Raw genomic sequence first — 15,260 nt, forward strand, 5'->3', positions numbered from 1 at the left:
CGACATGGCCGAAGTAACCTTCGCCAGCCTGCACGAGAAACTGAACTTCCTGCTCAAAGACCATGGGGTGCATAATTTCGATGAATCTGGGCTCGACCTTGAGTCGGTGTCTTCGCTTCATGCGAAGGCTAATGCCCTGTGCTCCGCGCACGGGGGCGAGCCCTCGAGCATGCCAGCGGACACTCTCGCCCAGCTGCACCCCAAACTCGATTTGTTGATCAAGGGCCACGGCGTGGATTTCAACGCTACTGATCTCGATACGCTCGAGTCGGTAGAGGCAAAGGTGGACGTGATCATCGATGCCCACGAGGACACCCACGACGACCAGAGCTAACCAAGCATTACTAGCGCCCATCCACCGACCTCGTTACCAAATGAATCCGCTGGTAGGAGGGATGTGTCGTTATTTGATCCAGGTCAAGGAATTAACCCGGCCATGGCCGTATCTTTAAAGGTATCAGCCAAGGAACAAGACGAAAGGACCTGGATCACGATGACCGCTCCGACCACTCTCAAGAACACCACCCTGCGCTCTGATGAGTTCACCTGCCCGAGCTGTGTGGCCAAGATCGAAACCAAGCTGGGCGGCCTGGACGGGGTGGAGTCCGCCGAAGTGAAGTTCTCCTCCGGCCGTATCCTCGTCTCCCACGACCCACACAAGGTTAGCGTGCGTGACCTGGTGAATGCCGTGTCCGAGGTCGGCTACACCGCCAAGCCCTCCGCTATCTAAGACGTAGCGCCCGAGACCGCCCAGCCCCGGCCCCGGGCGCCCGGAACGCACCGAGCTCACCCGCACCACCTTCGGTGCCGGTGGGCTTCGTGCATCTTCCAACCGCGAAACACAGGAGGGACATGACTCCAGGACACACCGATTCCAGACTCTTTGCTCCAGATCAAGGAGTTAAACCCGGAATGCCCCTAACTTAAGAGATGTCGCAAGAAAACCTCGTTGCTATGTAAAAGGAAAACAATCATGAAGACCTGGAAAACCTGGGGCATCGTCGCCGTCTCAGGCCTGTTGATTATCCTGTCCTGGCTCACCCCCGCTGGGTGGCTGTCAGACGGATTCATGATCGCCGCCGCGGTGGTCGCCGGCTGGCAGATCGCCCTCTCCGCCGTCCAGGCCCTGCGCATTAGGATGATCTCGATTGACCTGCTGGTCATCGTCGCCGCCATCGGCGCGCTGTTCATCAACAACTACTGGGAATCCGCCGCCGTCACCTTCCTCTTCGCCCTCGGCAAGGCCCTGGAGAAGGCCACGATGAACCGCACCCGCAAGGCATTGTCGGACCTGGTGGACGCTGCCCCGAGACCGCCACCGTGCTGCGCGACGGTGAGCCCGAAACCGTTGAGATCTGGGAACTGGCCCCCGGTGACGTCGTGCTCGTGAAAAACGGCGAGCAGATCCCCGTCGATGGACGCGTGCTCTCCGGACACGGTGGGGTCGATGAGGCCACCATCACCGGGGAATCCGTCCCGGCCGAGAAGGCGCGGACTCCGAGGTCTTCGCCGGTACTTGGCTGCGCTCCGGTGTGCTGCGCATTGAGGCGATCGGCATCGGCTCGGATTCCACCCTGGCCAAGATCATCCACCGTGTCGAAGACGCCCAGGATGACAAGGCAAAAACCCAGACGTTCCTGGAGAAATTCTCGAAGTACTACACCCCCGGCGTCATGATCGCCGCCCTGGCCGTCGGCCTGATCACCCTGAACGTTGAACTGGCCCTGACCCTGCTGGTCATCGCCTGCCCGGGTGCCCTGGTCATCTCGATCCCGGTCTCGATCGTCGCCGGTATCGGCCGCTCCGCCAAGGACGGCGTCCTGATCAAGGGCGGGGAATACCTGGAGACCTCCGCGAAGGTCGACACCATAGTCGTCGACAAGACCGGCACCCTGACCAACGGCCGCCCCGAGCTGACTAACGTCGACGTCCTCGACCCCGCCTACTCAGACGATGAGGTGCTCACCCTGGCCGCCCGCGCGGAAACCGCCTCCGAGCACCCCCTGGCCGAGGCCATCATCCGCGGCGCGGAGAACAGGGGCTTGACCGTGGCGATGGTAGAAAAGGCCGAACCGGTCGCCGGCCGCGGTATCCGCGCTGACGTGGACGGTGCCACCGTGGCCGTGGGCTCAGCCGACCTGCTCGATCACACCCCGGATAACACCCGCATTCTCGAGCTCAACGAACAGGGCAGGACCGCCATGTACGTCGGCGTCAACGGCAAGGCCGTGGGCATCGTCGCCGTGGCCGACACCATCCGAGATGATGCCCCGGCCGCGATCAGGTCCCTGCACGATAAGGGAATCCGCGTGGTCATGGCCACCGGTGATGCCGAACGCGTCGCCCGCAACGTCGCCGCCGAGCTCGGTGTCGATGAGGTGAGGGCAGAACTGATGCCTGAGGACAAGCTCGAGATCGTCAAGGAGCTGCAGGCGCAGGGCCGGGTCGTGGCCATGGTTGGCGACGGTGTCAATGACACCCCGGCACTGGCCACCGCGGACATCGGTGTGGCGATGGGTGCGGCCGGTTCGCCTGCCGCCATCGAGACCGCCGATATCGCCCTGATGGCCGACAAGCTGCCGCGGCTGCCCTACGCCCTGGGTCTGGCCCAGCGCACGGTGCGCACCATGCGGGTCAACATCGGCATCGCCCTGCTCACTGTCACGATCCTGCTGGCCGGTGTCCTGCTCGGTGGAGTGACCATGTCGATTGGCATGCTCGTCCACGAGGCCTCCGTCCTGCTGGTCATCGCGATTGCGATGCTCCTGCTGCGCCCCACCCTCAAGGAAGACAAGGACAAGGCAGACGTCAGTACTGCTGACGCCGCGAAGGAGACGCTGAGCGCCTAACGACACAATCGCCACAGCCAGCCCCGCCGGTTTTCCTCCAGGTCTTCCCGGTGGGGCTTTCCCTGTGCACCAGATCCCCGATCTCATGTAGCTGCACTGTGACGGTGCTGTTGCAAAGTTGGGCGGAGAGCAGCGAAGACTCAGTTTCTCATTCCCTGATCGCCGCTGCGTGTGGGCGTTGTTAGGCCGTCTCGAAGACCCGGCTGACGATCACCGCGTCCGGGTTCGGTTGCCCGTAAGCAAACATCGTCCCCTGACCTTTCCGCAAGGAGTGCATCGCTTCCATCCCCTTCAGCGTCCGATATGCAGATGTCCTGTTCTTAAATGCACCCTTCGGCCCCAGGATCCTTTTCAGCCGCCCATGATCTCCCTCGAGAACGTTGTTCAGGTATTTCACCTGACGGTGCTCCACTGTCGGTGGGCAGATGCCTTCTTCCTTGAGCTCGGATATTGCCTTGGCCAGGGAGGGTGCCTTATCTGTATTAATCACCCGCGGGGACCCGGCTGACGCGTTTGACCTCAGGGTCTTAGCCAGGAAACGCTTGGCCGCAGCCACATTCCGTTTTGGTGAGAGGTAAAAGTCCAGGGTCTGGCCACCGGCGGTGATCGCCAGATCAGAGGTAGCACCACCTGCCGCCGACCCGGATATAAGTCTCATCCACCCGCCAGGAACTTAGCCTGCCAGTCAGGCACCTGCCGGTACCACCGTGTTTGCTTGTCCAGCTCAGGGGCGTATTTTTTGGACCCAGCGGTGAGAATCGTGGTGTGATCGACCGGCACGCCCCGCTGAAGTCATCATTTCCTCCAGATCTTAGGTCAGCTCACCCCGTAGCGGCAGTGACCTGCGCACTGCCCACAAAATGATGTCACGGGGGAAATGACGACCGGAGAAGATACCCATGGCTGTGATTATTTCACGTCGCTCTTCCTACTGCCCCAACTTTGCAACAGCACCCAAAATCCCACCCTGACCTCAGAAAAAGTGCCCCTCTAGATTCGCTTCAAACGGCCTAAGGAGGCCAAACCCACACTCTGGCCCCTTCGACATTTTCGACGCCTTAAATCGCCACCAAATCAGCCATCCCCAAAACCCCGCAACAGACACAAAAGCCTCAAAAGCCGCAAGACCCCAAAGCTCCCAAAAAGGACGAAAACCCCCGAGAAGAAGTTCTCCTCAGCGGTTTTCACCAAAACACAATTGGAAGCTTATGCCTCTGCAGAACCCTGCTGCTCTGCGACCTGGCGACGAACGTCATCCATGTCGAGTGCCTTAACCTGGTTGACCAGATCATCCAGTGCAGGAGCTGGCATGGTGCCGGCTTCGCGGTAGACCATGATGCCGTCGCGGAAAACCATCAGAGTTGGGATGGACTGGATCTGCAGTGCTGCAGCCAGGCCCTGGTTTGCTTCGGTATCAAGCTTGGCGAAGGTTGCGTCGGTGTGGGTTTCGGAAACCTTCTCGTAGGTTGGGGCGAACTGGCGGCAAGGTCCGCACCAGGATGCCCATGCGTCTACGAGGACAATTCCGTCGCCGGTAACTGTGCTCTCAAATGTTTCTTCGGTTACATCGATGGTTGCCATTAAGAATCTCCGTTCAAGATTTGTAAGGTCTGTATATAGACCAACTTTCAGCGGACTGTAGTTATTCCCGGCCAAGGATTTTCTTCGTTGACCGGCAGCTCGTCTGATTCACTGCACATCGTACCTTGGACGGTGGACACGTTTCAGAGTCCGCTGGATTTCATCACATCGGAAGGAAGAGAATTTTGAGTACCAAAAATTACCACGTCGAGGGTTTGACCTGCGCAAACGGTGTAGCTTCCGTAGAGGATGAAATCGGCATTGTTGCGGGCACCCAGGGTGTGGATATTGATTTTGAGACCGGCCGCGTCACGGTGACTGGTGAAGGTTTCACTGACGAGGAAATCATTGAGGCTGTCGCGAACGCGGGCTACAAAGTTTCTGAGCGGTAACACAATTGCGCATTCATCTCATCGATTCCGATGAGATTGCCACCCCCAAAATGGGGCGCCTATTTTTTTTACGGCCACCCACGGTAGCGCTTGTGCGCTCAGCCGGGGTGGCCGTTTGCGTGTACGGGTTTTGCTTATCGACGCCCACTTCTGATTTTAAAGGCAAATATTTTGTGTCACAGCGAGTAATCTTTTCGGGCATGAACCTAACCCGGAATGACAGGCTCGATCGACTGCCCGTAACTTCCAAACATAAAAAGATTCTTGGCGGCTCAGGTATCGGCTGGGCATTGGATGCCATGGATGTCGGACTGATCTCTTTCGTCATGGCTGCGTTGGCCACTCATTGGGGCCTATCCCCTACTGAAACTTCCCTGCTCGGATCCATCGGTTTCGTTGGCATGGCCATCGGCGCTTCGCTGGGCGGTTTGCTGGCGGACAAGTTGGGGCGTCGACAAGTTTTTGCGTTGTCTTTGCTAGTTTATGGCGTTGCCACTGGCGCGTCGGCGCTTTCAGTGTCGCTGGCAATGTTGATGGCGCTGCGCTTCGTCGTTGGACTCGGCCTGGGCGCTGAACTCCCCGTTGCATCCACTCTGATTTCCGAGTTCTCTCCACGAAAAGTTCGTGGCCGCATGGTCGTTATCCTGGAGGCGTTTTGGGCGCTGGGCTGGATCATGGCTGCAATCGTCGGAACCTTTGTCGTGGCAGGATCCGATAATGGTTGGCGTTGGGCGTTAGCTCTTGGCTGTGTCCCTGCAATTTACGCAGTGTATGTCCGTCTCGGACTTCCAGAATCAGTACGTTTCCTGGAGAAGAAAGGCCGGCACGACGAAGCAGAAGCCATCGTTGTTTCCTTCGAAGAAGCTGCCGCTGCCGAAGGTAAAGCTGCCGATGCCACCACCGCTGTGGTTCATGACAACGCTGCCGAGGGCTCCGTATCCATCTGGTCAGCTGCTTTGCGCAAGCGCACCGTCGCGCTGTGGATCGTGTGGTTCTGCATCAACTTGTCCTACTACGGAGCCTTCATTTGGATTCCATCGCTGCTGGTTGCCGACGGTTTCACCCTGGTGAAGTCTTTCCAATTCACTCTGATCATCACCTTGGCTCAGCTTCCAGGCTATGCGGTTGCAGCGTGGTTGATTGAAAAGTGGGGCCGTCGCAGCACATTGGCCACGTTCCTGGTTGGTTCTGCTATCTCTGCAGCGCTCTACGGCTTGGCAAATGTGGAGTGGCAGATCCTGGTCGCAGGTTGTTTACTATCCTTCTTCAACCTGGGCGCATGGGGCGCACTGTATGCCATTGGGCCGGAGCTTTATCCCACTAATGTCCGTGGAACTGGAACGGGTGCTGCCGCGGGATTCGGGCGCATTGCTTCCATCATCGCTCCGCTCATTGTTCCGCCAGTGATTGCTTTTGGTGGACCAATTGCTTTGTTCGCTCTCTTTGCCACCGCGTTTGCGATCGCAGCGATTGCGGCGTTTACGCTGCCTGAGCAGAAGGGTAAGTCTCTCGCTGATTAGTGAGATCCTTCCACCAGTTTTTCACCTGCCCAACGATGGTGCGTTTCTGCGCCTGGCGGAAGTCCTCCAAATTGCGGGGCAGGTTCGCGATAACCGTGGCACCCTGGGTGCGGGTGACCACGATATCTTCGCGCAGCTGCATGGTACTGGGGTTATAGTCTCTTGATGTCATCTGCTGCTCTCCTTAAAATCTCGATTATTTGCTCTGCTTTATCGTCGGGAGCAGCTTTCGCTGCTTCCCTGACCTTGTGAAACTCAGAGCGAATGTTAAACACCCGCACCTCTCGGGATTCTGGATTGCGATAAGCCTCCAGAATTGATCCCCACGCATCCTTGTTCTTTGCCACTTCCTGCGCGCCTTCTTCTGTAAGGCGCGCCATTTTTCTGCCCATTTCATGGGAGATGGAAATCAGGCCTTCATCTTCAAGCATGGACAAGGTTGGATAGATGGTTCCTGGGCTTGGAGTCCAGTTACCTTCTGTTTGCTCACCGATGGTGGTGATGATCTGGTAGCCGTGCATTGACTCAGCTTCCAGCAGCACCAAAATCACATTGCGCAGATCGCCTCTGCCAGCACGTCCACCGCGACCACGTCCGGGTCGCCTGCCGTGATGATGTCCGCGATCATGACCGTGTCCATGTCCGTGTCCGTGCCCTTCAGCGTGCCGTTGAGCATGACGCCTGCCCGGCCTTCCCCTGAATTCTCCGGATCCGCGTGATCCACAAGGTTCATTGTTTAGTTCTTCAAAATGCATATCATTATCTCCCGTTCTTGAACTGAAGTTAACGATATATCGCAACATATCTCTATGTCAACGATATGGCTATTCTAGAACAACTTTGCAGGTCAGTCTATGTCGGTAAGTCTTGCCAAAGATAGGATTGCCTGGGCTGAGTGACTTAGAATCACTAAAGGCAGTGCCCCACATCGGAGTCACTGCCTTTAGAAAAATGAACTTTTTTAACCGCGCGCCATGTCCACAAAACGTGAATAGTGCAGCTGGTGCGCCACCTGGACGGTATCGATCGGGCCACCACGGTGCTTAGCCAAAATGATGTCGGCCTCGCCCGCGCGCTCGTCGTCCTTATCTTGGGAGTCTGGGCGGTACAGCAGCATAACGATATCGGCGTCCTGCTCCAGCGAGCCGGATTCACGAAGGTCAGCAAGCTGTGGTCGCTTATCGGTACGGGATTCAGGTCCACGGTTCAGCTGGGAAATCGCGATCAACGGCACATCGAGTTCTTTGGCCAGCAGCTTGAGCTGACGGGAGAACTCGGAAACTTCCTGCTGGCGGGATTCCACGCGTTTACCGGAGCTCATCAGCTGGAGGTAGTCCACCACGATCATTTTCAGATCATGCTTCTGCTTCAGCTTTCTGGCCTTGGAGCGGATTTCCATCATGGTGAGGTTCGCGGAGTCATCGATGAACAACGGTGCCTGGGCTACCTTGTCCAACTTCTGCACCATCTTTTCCCATGCGGTTTCATCCATCTTGCCACCACGCATATCAGCCAGGCGGATTTCTGTTTCAGCAGAGAGCAAACGCATCACGATCTCTGACTTGGACATTTCCAAGGAGAAAATGGCAGACGCCATGTTGTTCTTGATGGATGCCGAACGCATGAAGTCCAAGGCGATGGTAGATTTACCCACACCAGGACGAGCTGCAACGATAATCATCTGGCCACCGCGCAGACCGTTGGTGAGGTCATCGAGATCCTTAAAGCCGGTTGGAATACCGGTGGCGATGCCGCCGTCGTTGAGCATTTCCAGCTCAGCCATGGTTTCATCCAGAATATCCGCCAGGACTGCATAGTCTTCGCTCTGATTCTTTTGGGAAACGGCGAAGACTTCTTGCTGCGCGCGGTCAATCACCGCGTCGATTTCGGCGCCTTCATCGCCCTCGTAGCCGAGCTGGACGACGCGGGTGCCGGCGTCGACAAGCCTGCGAAGCACTGCCTTTTCCGAAACGATTTCCGCATAGTAGCGTGCGTTGGCTGCGGTGGGAACGGACTGGATGAGGTCGTGGAGGTACGCGCCACCGCCGACGCGGTCCAGATCGTTGGTTCGATCGAGGCGACCGGAGACAATCACGGGGTCAATATCACGGTTGTCACTGAACAGGTCAATGATCGCCTGGAAAATCAGCTGGTGGGACGGCCTATAGAAGTCTTCTGGGGTGAGGATATCCAGAATGTCGATGACTGTGGTCGGACTGAGCAGCATCGCGCCCAGCACGCCCATCTCAGCGTCATTGTCATAGGGAGGTTGGCGGAAGTCACGGTATTCACGGGTCTCGTCCTTGCGGCCCCTCTTCTTGAAGCCCTGAGAGTCTCCTCCCCTAGTTCCCTGACCAAAAGCCTGGGCCGGGGAGAAATCCTCAAACGCCGGAGCAGGGACATCTACGTGTGCGTCATCCGCGAAGGAATCGCTTGGCTCCTGTGGAGGTACGTAGTCATCATCAAAACTTGCGGCGTGTGTATCTGTAGCCATTTTCTTTTCCCCAATCTGATTCTAAGTTCACTCTAGCCCCTGCATAGGCCTTTCCAGAAGGCACGAAAGCCCCACCCCGAGGCTTTGTGATTTCCAACTCATCAGGCCGTGCAGACACATTCTTTTACAAAAACAATCCACAGAGCGTTAGGTTAACAACCCTAATTATCCACAGTTTTTAAAAGTTGCACACATTTGCACTCCACGCCTGTGGATAACTTGTGGACAACTTCCTCGCAATTGACATGAATTGAGTCATATCTGCAGGTCACGACGGCGTGTCACACTGTGGATAACTAGTCTCAATCGGTGGATAACTATTCTCACCTGCGGTTTTAGTATCCCAAACTCACCGACAATAGGCCTAAGCAGGGGTTATACAAAAAGAGAATAGAAGGTTAACTATCCACAATTACTCACAGTTATCCACAGGCCTGGGATAACTTTAAATTCGGGAAAATATCCCTTGTATATTTGTCAAAGTGTGTTAGATAAAAAATACTTCAGCCCCACTCCTGCTGTTTGGAGTGGGGCTGAAGAATGCTGTTGTCGTTGGGTGATTTACCTCTTCTGTGGGTAGATCACCGCCGTCGCGTGCGCGTTGTCGTTACGCTGCGACGACCTCAAACTTCACGCGGGAAACAATTCCGTCGGTGAGCTTTGCTTCTACCTGGTACTTACCGGTGGTCTTAACCAGGTTCTTCGGGAGAACAATGGCACGCTTGTCCAGGTTCGGGCCGCCGGCTGCCTTGACTGCGTCGACGATGTCGTCAGCCTTAACGGAGCCGAACAGTTTTCCGCTCTCGGAGGTGCGGACTGCAATGGTAACACCTTCAAGTGCTTCCAGTGCTGCCTTAACTTCGCGAGCGTGGTCGAGGTCGCGAATCTCGCGAGCCTCCTGGGCACGCTTGATGCCCTCGATCTGCTTCTCAGCACCCGGGGTGGCTACGATTGCCAGGCCACGGGGGAGCAGCAGGTTACGTCCGTAGCCGTTCTTAACCTCTACGATGTCGCCAGCGACACCAAGGTTTTCAACGGCGGCGGTGAGGATCAGCTTCATGATCCCTGCCTTTCGTGGTTTTTGAGTGTTTGTGAATGTTTTAGAAAAGAAAAGCTTTAGAACGGTGGCTCATCGTCTGCGCCGCCGAACCCGCCGGAGCCAGCTGGTGGTGCAGAATTCCAAGGATCATTGTCCGGTGCTGCCTGTGGGCTGCCTCCGCCAAATCCACCTTGGTTGAAGTTGTTACCCTGGGACTGGTTTTGGTTTCCACCAAATCCGCCCTGGTTGCTTTGCTGCTGGTTGCCTTGGTTTCCACCGAAGCCGCCAGAGTTCTGGTTGCTGAATCCACCTTGCTGGTTGCCTTGGTTTCCACCGAAGCCACCACCTTGGTTGCCGCCACCGTAGTTTCCGCCAGAGTTTCCACCGCGCGGTGTGCGCTGGACATCTGCCTTGGCAAATGTCAGTGATGGTCCGACTTCATCCGCTTCGACCTCAAAAACGCTGCGCTTTTCGCCCTCACGGGTTTCATAGGAGCGCTGCTTGAGACGACCGGTGACGATAACGCGCATACCCTTGGACAGGGACTCTGCAACGTTTTCAGCTGCCTGACGCCAAACGTTGACGGTGAGGAAGAGGGCTTCGCCGTCTTCCCACTGGTTGGTTTGGCGGTTGAACGAGCGGGGAGTTGATGCAATGCGGAAGTTAGCCACTGCTGCACCCGATGGGGTGAAGCGGAGTTCCGGGTCAGCAACAATGTTGCCAACGACGGTAATGTTGGTATCTCCGATTGCCATAATCCTTCAACTACCTCTCTAGAGCCTTAAAGTTCTTTACTTGTCGAGTCGCAGAACCTTGGTGCGCAGGACACCATCATTCAGGTTCAGAACACGATCGAGCTCGAGTACGGTCGCAGACTCACACTTGAGATCAACGACGGCGTAAACGCCCTCTTCCTTCTTGTCGATTGGGTATGCAAGACGGCGCTTGCCCCAAACATCAACCTTCACAACGTCACCCTTGTCCTTGCGGACAACCTCGAGGAATTTATCCAGGGACGGGGCAACAGTGCGCTCATCCTGAGAAGGATCGAGAATGATCATAAGTTCGTATTGACGCACGGACCTCATCACCTCCTATGGTCTAGTAATTGTTTTTTCGGCCATGCCGTCGTTGGCATAGCAGGAGGGTCGTTGCGTCAGCAACCTATTCAAGGTACACCAGACGCGCGGAAATGTCGATTCCTGATTTATGCGTTTTCGTTCACAGTTCCTGCATGGAGGTTATGCTCTGCTTCCAGCGGCCTCGCTTCAGCGGTGGAGATGCTTGCCAACGTCAAAGCTGAAGCCGCGAGCATGCCTACAAAGGTGGTTGAAGTCTTAGATTTTTTCATCTGTTACCTGCCTTTCTACCTTCCTTAACGCACTTAGTTAGAGGAAAGTTCCCACGGGAGGAGGGAGACGTCGAAAAGCAAAATCTTTTAGGCGGGCGTGGTGGCCCAGAAAACCGCAATCGTCACCGGAATCACCGTGATCAGCACAATCGCGATGCTGAACAGCGTCCAAATCTGCTTATTCGATTTCTTATACATGAAGCTGGCAAACGCGCCGCCGAAACAGAGAAAACCCACAAAAACGCTGACCATGGTGACCAGCAAAACTGTTGTGCTCAACTTACTTCCTTCAATGCTTTTCGACGCTCACCAGCGCCGAAGGGCCCGGCCAACAAATCGCGCCCGGCGTGCGCATCCATCACCGGATCTGCACGTCGTCCGAGCATCTGCCGGATTACACCTACTATCATGACCACAATGAAGGCATCTCGGGAAATCACGATGAGATCCAACATCTCATGGGGGAGTCCCTTGTTGTCCGTGCCGAGCATATGCCACATCAAAATTGGCCACACCATGGTGTCTGTAACCATCCACGGGAACAGCACTTTCCACTGAGGAAATGCCAGAACAGCCAACGGGACCAGCCACAGTGAATACTGAGGACTCCACACCTTGTTAAACAGCAAAAACGCCGCGACAATCAAAAAGGCCAGCTCAGCGACTCGGGGAGTGCGCTGTACCCTGAGCCCAAGGATCAAAATAGCCACACACGATGCACCAAACAACCCGAAGCTCAGCACATTAAGCAGCACTGGATCGTTCAAATTGATCGGCAAATTACGGTCGATGACCTGGTAAATCGTGGTCCACTCCGCACCACGCTCCCGGTTCAGGCGCAAGAATTCATTCCACGCCTTGGGGTACGCGATCATCACTGGCACATTCACCACGAGCCATGTCACCGCAGCCGCTGCAGCCATGGTGATAAACGGCTTGAGATTCTTATTCTTGACCGCCAGCACCAAATACGCACCAAGAAGATAAAGCGGCCACAATTTGAACGCCGTACCCGCGCCGATCAGCACACCCGCAACCAAGGGGTTTCCGCGTTTCACCGCAAGCATCGCACCAATCACCGCCGCAATGGCTGGAGTATCCCAGTTGGTAAACGCATGCACAGCAACCAGGGGAGACGCCGCAACAAGGACGGTATCCCACACTCGATTGCCAGTGAGCTCCACCATCATGCGGATGACCAACACCCAAAAGAACGCCAACGCAAGCGCGGTGACGATGAAATAAAGACCAGATTCAGGCAGCGTATGAAACGGAATGACATCAACAACCGGGTACAAAAACCGCGTGATAATGCCACAAATCCACTGGAAAATTCCGCCCAACACCGGGTACTCCATGTACCTGGTGAGATCACCTTCCTGCCACGAAAAGGCGTAAGGGAAACCTGGCGCATCAATTCCGCGCCCCCCATAGAGCGGAACGATGTCGTTGTAACAGGCTGAGGTGTACTGGCGACTTCCCGACCAGTTCAAAGAAACCACACCATCAGTACCTCTAGAACCCTGGATACAATTGGCTTTTGTTAAAAACCCCATGGCCAAAAACACCAGGGAAGTGGTGATCAAAACACGCAGGGGAGTCCAGAACCGCTGAGTGCCTACCTGCGCAAAACGACCAAACCGACCGCCGATTGCATTGATAAAATCCCGTGCCACCGGTTCACTATCACCGGGCGATACGCGGTCTACCTTCTGCTGGTCCAATTTCTGGTCCATCGGCGGTCGGCTCCTTTTTAAGGTCGTTTAGGCTACGACCGGATTTTAGCCGATCCCTAAGAGATCTCCCGGGATAGTCAGCCCCGGCAGGATTTCTACCTGACCGTTACCGGTCTCCTCTGCAGGTGCAGTGGGATCTACAGCAGGGGTATCGATTACTGCATTTGGATCCTCCACTGGAGCTTCCTCGGTTTCTACTTCTGGATCATTAGTCGCGATGTTTGGACTTGGAGTCCACACATATTCCGGAACTGGTGGGTTACCGTACCCCAATGCTGGAGCGATATCCCAAGTTTCGAGAGGGGAGTTCTCGAGGGCGTTATCCATGGTCTGCTTCCAGATCGTGGCAGGGGAGTTAGAACCATACATACTGCCACCCCAGGTGTTATACAATGCAGTGTTGTCATCAGTTCCGACCCACACCGCAGTAGCTAGCTGAGGTGCCGCACCCAACATCCACGCATCCTTGTTGGCGCCGGTATCACCAAGCTGAGTGGTACCAGTCTTGGATGCAGAAACCTGACCATCAGCCAGAGCGTTTCCGTTGGAGTATGTGGCGATTGGTCCCATTGCCTTAAGAAGGTTCAGTGCGACCTTTTCAGAAACACGGCGCTCGCCGTCGCCATCCTCGAACTCGTAGAGAACCTCACCGCTGACAGTCTCCACCTTGGACACGAAGTGCGGGCGGTGCCAGACGCCTTCATTAGCGATGGTTGCCATCGCAGAAGCCATATCAAGTGGGCGGGACTCGTACTGACCCAAGATGATGCCCTCATAAGGGGTCTCTCCGTTTTCAGTCAGTGTCTCAGGGATAGTTGGCAAAGACTTCGCGATACCCAAAGCATGCGCCATGTCCGCAGTATCCTGTGAACCATTTTCCAGATCCTGCTGCAAACGAATGAAGCTGGTGTTGTAAGAATGCAACAACGCCTGCTCGATGGAACAGGAACCACAACCGCTGCCACCGACGTTTCCGATTTGAGCATCACCCACGGTCACCGGCGCAGAGCTGTAAGGCTGAGACAGCGGGATACCCTGCTGGAGAGCTGCCGCCAGACCAAAAATCTTGAACGTGGAACCAGTCTGAAGCGGAGCGTTTGCAAAGTCCCAACCAGTCGCATCCTCGCCACCATAATAAGCACGAACTGCACCATTAGAAGGATCAATGGAGACTACCGCTGCACGGTTGTTCTCAGACAGAAGATCCAACTGGTTTTGTACCGCTTCAACGGCACCTTCCTGAGTCTTTGGATCAATGGTGGTGGTGACCTGCAAACCACGGGTTTGCACATCATCCTCAGTGATTCCAAGCTCAGACAACTCAGCCATCACTTGGTTCTTGATCAAACCATTGGTGCCGGTGGCTTCGGTGTACGCACTGTTGGACGCTGGATCAGTTGTCTCAGGATAGGTAGCAACTGCGCGCTCCTCTGCCGAGATAGCTCCGATTTCCACCAGGCCGTCCATGACATAGTTCCAACGCGTTTCCGCCTCAACTGGATTTGTCCAAGGATCCAACTGGCTTGGCAGCTGAATACTGGCCGCCAGCACTGCGCCCTCAGCAGCCGTGAGCTCTTCTACTGGCTTATCAAAGAATGCATGAGCTGCAGCCTGCACACCATAGGCATTTCGACCGAAGTACACAGTGTTGAGATAAGCCTCAAGGACCTCATCCTTAGACCACTCATTGGCCATCTTCGCGGAATAGACCAATTCCTTAGCCTTACGGATCAGCGAACGCTCATCACCAACCACAGCCTTCTTCACATACTGCTGAGTAATGGTGGAACCACCACCCGCTGAAGAATCACCAGTGATTACGCCAAGTGCTGCTCGGGCATAGCCAGTAATGGAAAAACCGGGGTTTGTGTAAAACTCTCGGTCTTCCGCAGCCACCACCGCATTTTTCACAGTGTCAGGCACCTGATCGATCGTCACCATCTGGCGGTTGCCTTCTGGAGGAACGATGCGTGCCAATTCAGTCTCACCGTCAGATGCGTAAATCTGCGAAACCTGGGGTGAAACCAACTCTTCCGGTTCTGGAACATCAACCATGATGTAAGCACTCATGAACACCATTACTGGAATCAAAATGACAGCAACAATGGCACCAATGATGGTGTTTCTTACAGCGTGGCCCTTAGAGTCGCTCTTTAAGCGCCTTTTGCCGCTGCTCTTTTTGGCAGGAGGATTTTTACTATTCGTCAACTGGTGTTTCCGTTCAATCAGATCTGGTTCTTATCTGAAGCTTGTGCTGTAGAGAATACTGCGCCTAAGCCTATTCATCTGAATCTGAGA

General features: G+C 55.5%; 16 protein-coding genes and 2 pseudogenes. 5 read left to right on the forward strand and 13 right to left on the reverse strand.

The window, feature by feature from the left end:
* The first annotated feature begins 4 nt into the window (after nt 1-4).
* The 3 genes and pseudogenes from KW808_RS15570 (at nt 5) to KW808_RS15580 (ending at nt 2,849) form a co-directional block, all read left to right on the forward strand.
* Nucleotides 5-334 (forward strand): hypothetical protein, encoded by a 330-nt coding sequence (locus tag KW808_RS15570; protein ID WP_003859526.1) that lies wholly within the window; start codon nt 5-7, stop codon nt 332-334.
* Nucleotides 335-493: 159 nt separating this feature from the next.
* Nucleotides 494-730 carry a heavy-metal-associated domain-containing protein gene (locus tag KW808_RS15575; protein ID WP_003859529.1) on the forward strand — a complete coding sequence of 79 codons (237 nt, stop codon included), beginning with the start codon at nt 494-496 and terminating at the stop codon, nt 728-730.
* Between the two features lie 243 nt (nt 731-973).
* A pseudogene (locus KW808_RS15580) lies at nt 974-2,849 on the forward strand (heavy metal translocating P-type ATPase).
* A 181-nt stretch (nt 2,850-3,030) separates the two neighbouring features.
* On the opposite strand, the pseudogene KW808_RS15585 reads toward KW808_RS15580, so the two are convergent.
* Nucleotides 3,031-3,750, reverse strand: a pseudogene (locus KW808_RS15585) (IS6 family transposase).
* A 305-nt stretch (nt 3,751-4,055) separates the two neighbouring features.
* Nucleotides 4,056-4,430, reverse strand: coding sequence for a thioredoxin (gene trxA, locus KW808_RS15590; RefSeq protein ID WP_003861174.1), 375 nt, complete (start codon nt 4,428-4,430; stop codon nt 4,056-4,058).
* 185 nt (nt 4,431-4,615) lie between these two features.
* Here trxA and KW808_RS15595 point away from each other — a divergent pair, with 185 nt between their 5' ends.
* Entirely contained in the window at nt 4,616-4,822 is a 207-nt protein-coding gene (locus KW808_RS15595) for a heavy-metal-associated domain-containing protein (protein ID WP_003861176.1), read from the forward strand.
* Nucleotides 4,823-5,022: 200 nt separating this feature from the next.
* On the forward strand, nt 5,023-6,342 hold the full coding sequence (locus KW808_RS15600; protein WP_003861178.1) for an MFS transporter: 1,320 nt from the start codon (nt 5,023-5,025) through the stop codon (nt 6,340-6,342).
* Here KW808_RS15600 and KW808_RS15605 read toward each other — a convergent pair.
* The 11 genes from KW808_RS15605 to KW808_RS15655 all read right to left on the reverse strand — a co-directional run bounded on the left by KW808_RS15605 (nt 6,302) and on the right by KW808_RS15655 (nt 15,170).
* On the reverse strand, nt 6,302-6,514 hold the full coding sequence (locus KW808_RS15605) for a hypothetical protein (RefSeq protein ID WP_227747687.1): 213 nt from the start codon (nt 6,512-6,514) through the stop codon (nt 6,302-6,304). The two genes, KW808_RS15600 and KW808_RS15605, sit on opposite strands and share 41 nt — an antisense overlap.
* Nucleotides 6,495-6,893 (reverse strand): PadR family transcriptional regulator, encoded by a 399-nt coding sequence (locus KW808_RS15610; RefSeq protein WP_003861182.1) that lies wholly within the window; start codon nt 6,891-6,893, stop codon nt 6,495-6,497. The genes KW808_RS15605 and KW808_RS15610 overlap by 20 nt, the downstream gene beginning before the upstream one ends.
* Nucleotides 6,890-7,075 (reverse strand): hypothetical protein, encoded by a 186-nt coding sequence (locus KW808_RS15615; protein ID WP_003861184.1) that lies wholly within the window; start codon nt 7,073-7,075, stop codon nt 6,890-6,892. Before KW808_RS15615 ends, KW808_RS15610 begins: the two co-directional genes overlap by 4 nt.
* A gap of 228 nt (nt 7,076-7,303) precedes the next feature.
* Nucleotides 7,304-8,836 (reverse strand): replicative DNA helicase, encoded by a 1,533-nt coding sequence (gene dnaB, locus KW808_RS15620; protein ID WP_003861187.1) that lies wholly within the window; start codon nt 8,834-8,836, stop codon nt 7,304-7,306.
* Between the two features lie 607 nt (nt 8,837-9,443).
* Complete coding sequence (gene rplI / locus KW808_RS15625) at nt 9,444-9,896, reverse strand: 50S ribosomal protein L9 (RefSeq protein ID WP_003861189.1); 453 nt, start codon at nt 9,894-9,896, stop codon at nt 9,444-9,446.
* A gap of 56 nt (nt 9,897-9,952) precedes the next feature.
* The gene (locus KW808_RS15630; protein WP_003855070.1) at nt 9,953-10,630 is read right to left on the reverse strand and encodes a single-stranded DNA-binding protein; all 678 of its coding nucleotides are present in this window, start codon (nt 10,628-10,630) and stop codon (nt 9,953-9,955) included.
* A 36-nt stretch (nt 10,631-10,666) separates the two neighbouring features.
* A complete protein-coding gene (rpsF, locus tag KW808_RS15635; RefSeq protein WP_003855074.1) occupies nt 10,667-10,954 on the reverse strand; it encodes a 30S ribosomal protein S6 in 288 nt (95 codons plus the stop codon).
* 128 nt (nt 10,955-11,082) lie between these two features.
* On the reverse strand, nt 11,083-11,226 hold the full coding sequence (locus tag KW808_RS15640; protein ID WP_003861192.1) for a hypothetical protein: 144 nt from the start codon (nt 11,224-11,226) through the stop codon (nt 11,083-11,085).
* Between the two features lie 87 nt (nt 11,227-11,313).
* On the reverse strand, nt 11,314-11,505 hold the full coding sequence (locus tag KW808_RS15645; protein WP_003861194.1) for a hypothetical protein: 192 nt from the start codon (nt 11,503-11,505) through the stop codon (nt 11,314-11,316).
* Nucleotides 11,502-12,962 carry a glycosyltransferase family 87 protein gene (locus KW808_RS15650; protein WP_003861196.1) on the reverse strand — a complete coding sequence of 487 codons (1,461 nt, stop codon included), beginning with the start codon at nt 12,960-12,962 and terminating at the stop codon, nt 11,502-11,504. The genes KW808_RS15645 and KW808_RS15650 overlap by 4 nt, the downstream gene beginning before the upstream one ends.
* Before the next feature lie 45 nt (nt 12,963-13,007).
* Complete coding sequence (locus KW808_RS15655) at nt 13,008-15,170, reverse strand: transglycosylase domain-containing protein (protein WP_499652336.1); 2,163 nt, start codon at nt 15,168-15,170, stop codon at nt 13,008-13,010.
* Between the last annotated feature and the right edge of the window lie 90 nt (nt 15,171-15,260).

The organism is [Brevibacterium] flavum (assembly GCF_019317305.1).
GTDB classification, from domain to species: Bacteria; Actinomycetota; Actinomycetes; order Mycobacteriales; family Mycobacteriaceae; genus Corynebacterium; species Corynebacterium glutamicum.

What these genes read in the sequence shown, in the direction of transcription:
- KW808_RS15570 (WP_003859526.1), top strand. Translation starts at nt 5, where the DNA reads ATGGCCGAAGTAACCTTCGCCAGCCTGCACGAGAAACTGAACTTCCTG.
- KW808_RS15575 (WP_003859529.1), top strand. Translation starts at nt 494, where the DNA reads ATGACCGCTCCGACCACTCTCAAGAACACCACCCTGCGCTCTGATGAG.
- trxA (WP_003861174.1), bottom strand. Translation starts at nt 4,430, where the DNA reads ATGGCAACCATCGATGTAACCGAAGAAACATTTGAGAGCACAGTTACC.
- KW808_RS15600 (WP_003861178.1), top strand. Translation starts at nt 5,023, where the DNA reads ATGAACCTAACCCGGAATGACAGGCTCGATCGACTGCCCGTAACTTCC.
- KW808_RS15605 (WP_227747687.1), bottom strand. Translation starts at nt 6,514, where the DNA reads ATGACATCAAGAGACTATAACCCCAGTACCATGCAGCTGCGCGAAGAT.
- KW808_RS15615 (WP_003861184.1), bottom strand. Translation starts at nt 7,075, where the DNA reads ATGAACCTTGTGGATCACGCGGATCCGGAGAATTCAGGGGAAGGCCGG.
- dnaB (WP_003861187.1), bottom strand. Translation starts at nt 8,836, where the DNA reads ATGGCTACAGATACACACGCCGCAAGTTTTGATGATGACTACGTACCT.
- rplI (WP_003861189.1), bottom strand. Translation starts at nt 9,896, where the DNA reads ATGAAGCTGATCCTCACCGCCGCCGTTGAAAACCTTGGTGTCGCTGGC.
- KW808_RS15630 (WP_003855070.1), bottom strand. Translation starts at nt 10,630, where the DNA reads ATGGCAATCGGAGATACCAACATTACCGTCGTTGGCAACATTGTTGCT.
- KW808_RS15640 (WP_003861192.1), bottom strand. Translation starts at nt 11,226, where the DNA reads ATGAAAAAATCTAAGACTTCAACCACCTTTGTAGGCATGCTCGCGGCT.
- KW808_RS15650 (WP_003861196.1), bottom strand. Translation starts at nt 12,962, where the DNA reads ATGGACCAGAAATTGGACCAGCAGAAGGTAGACCGCGTATCGCCCGGT.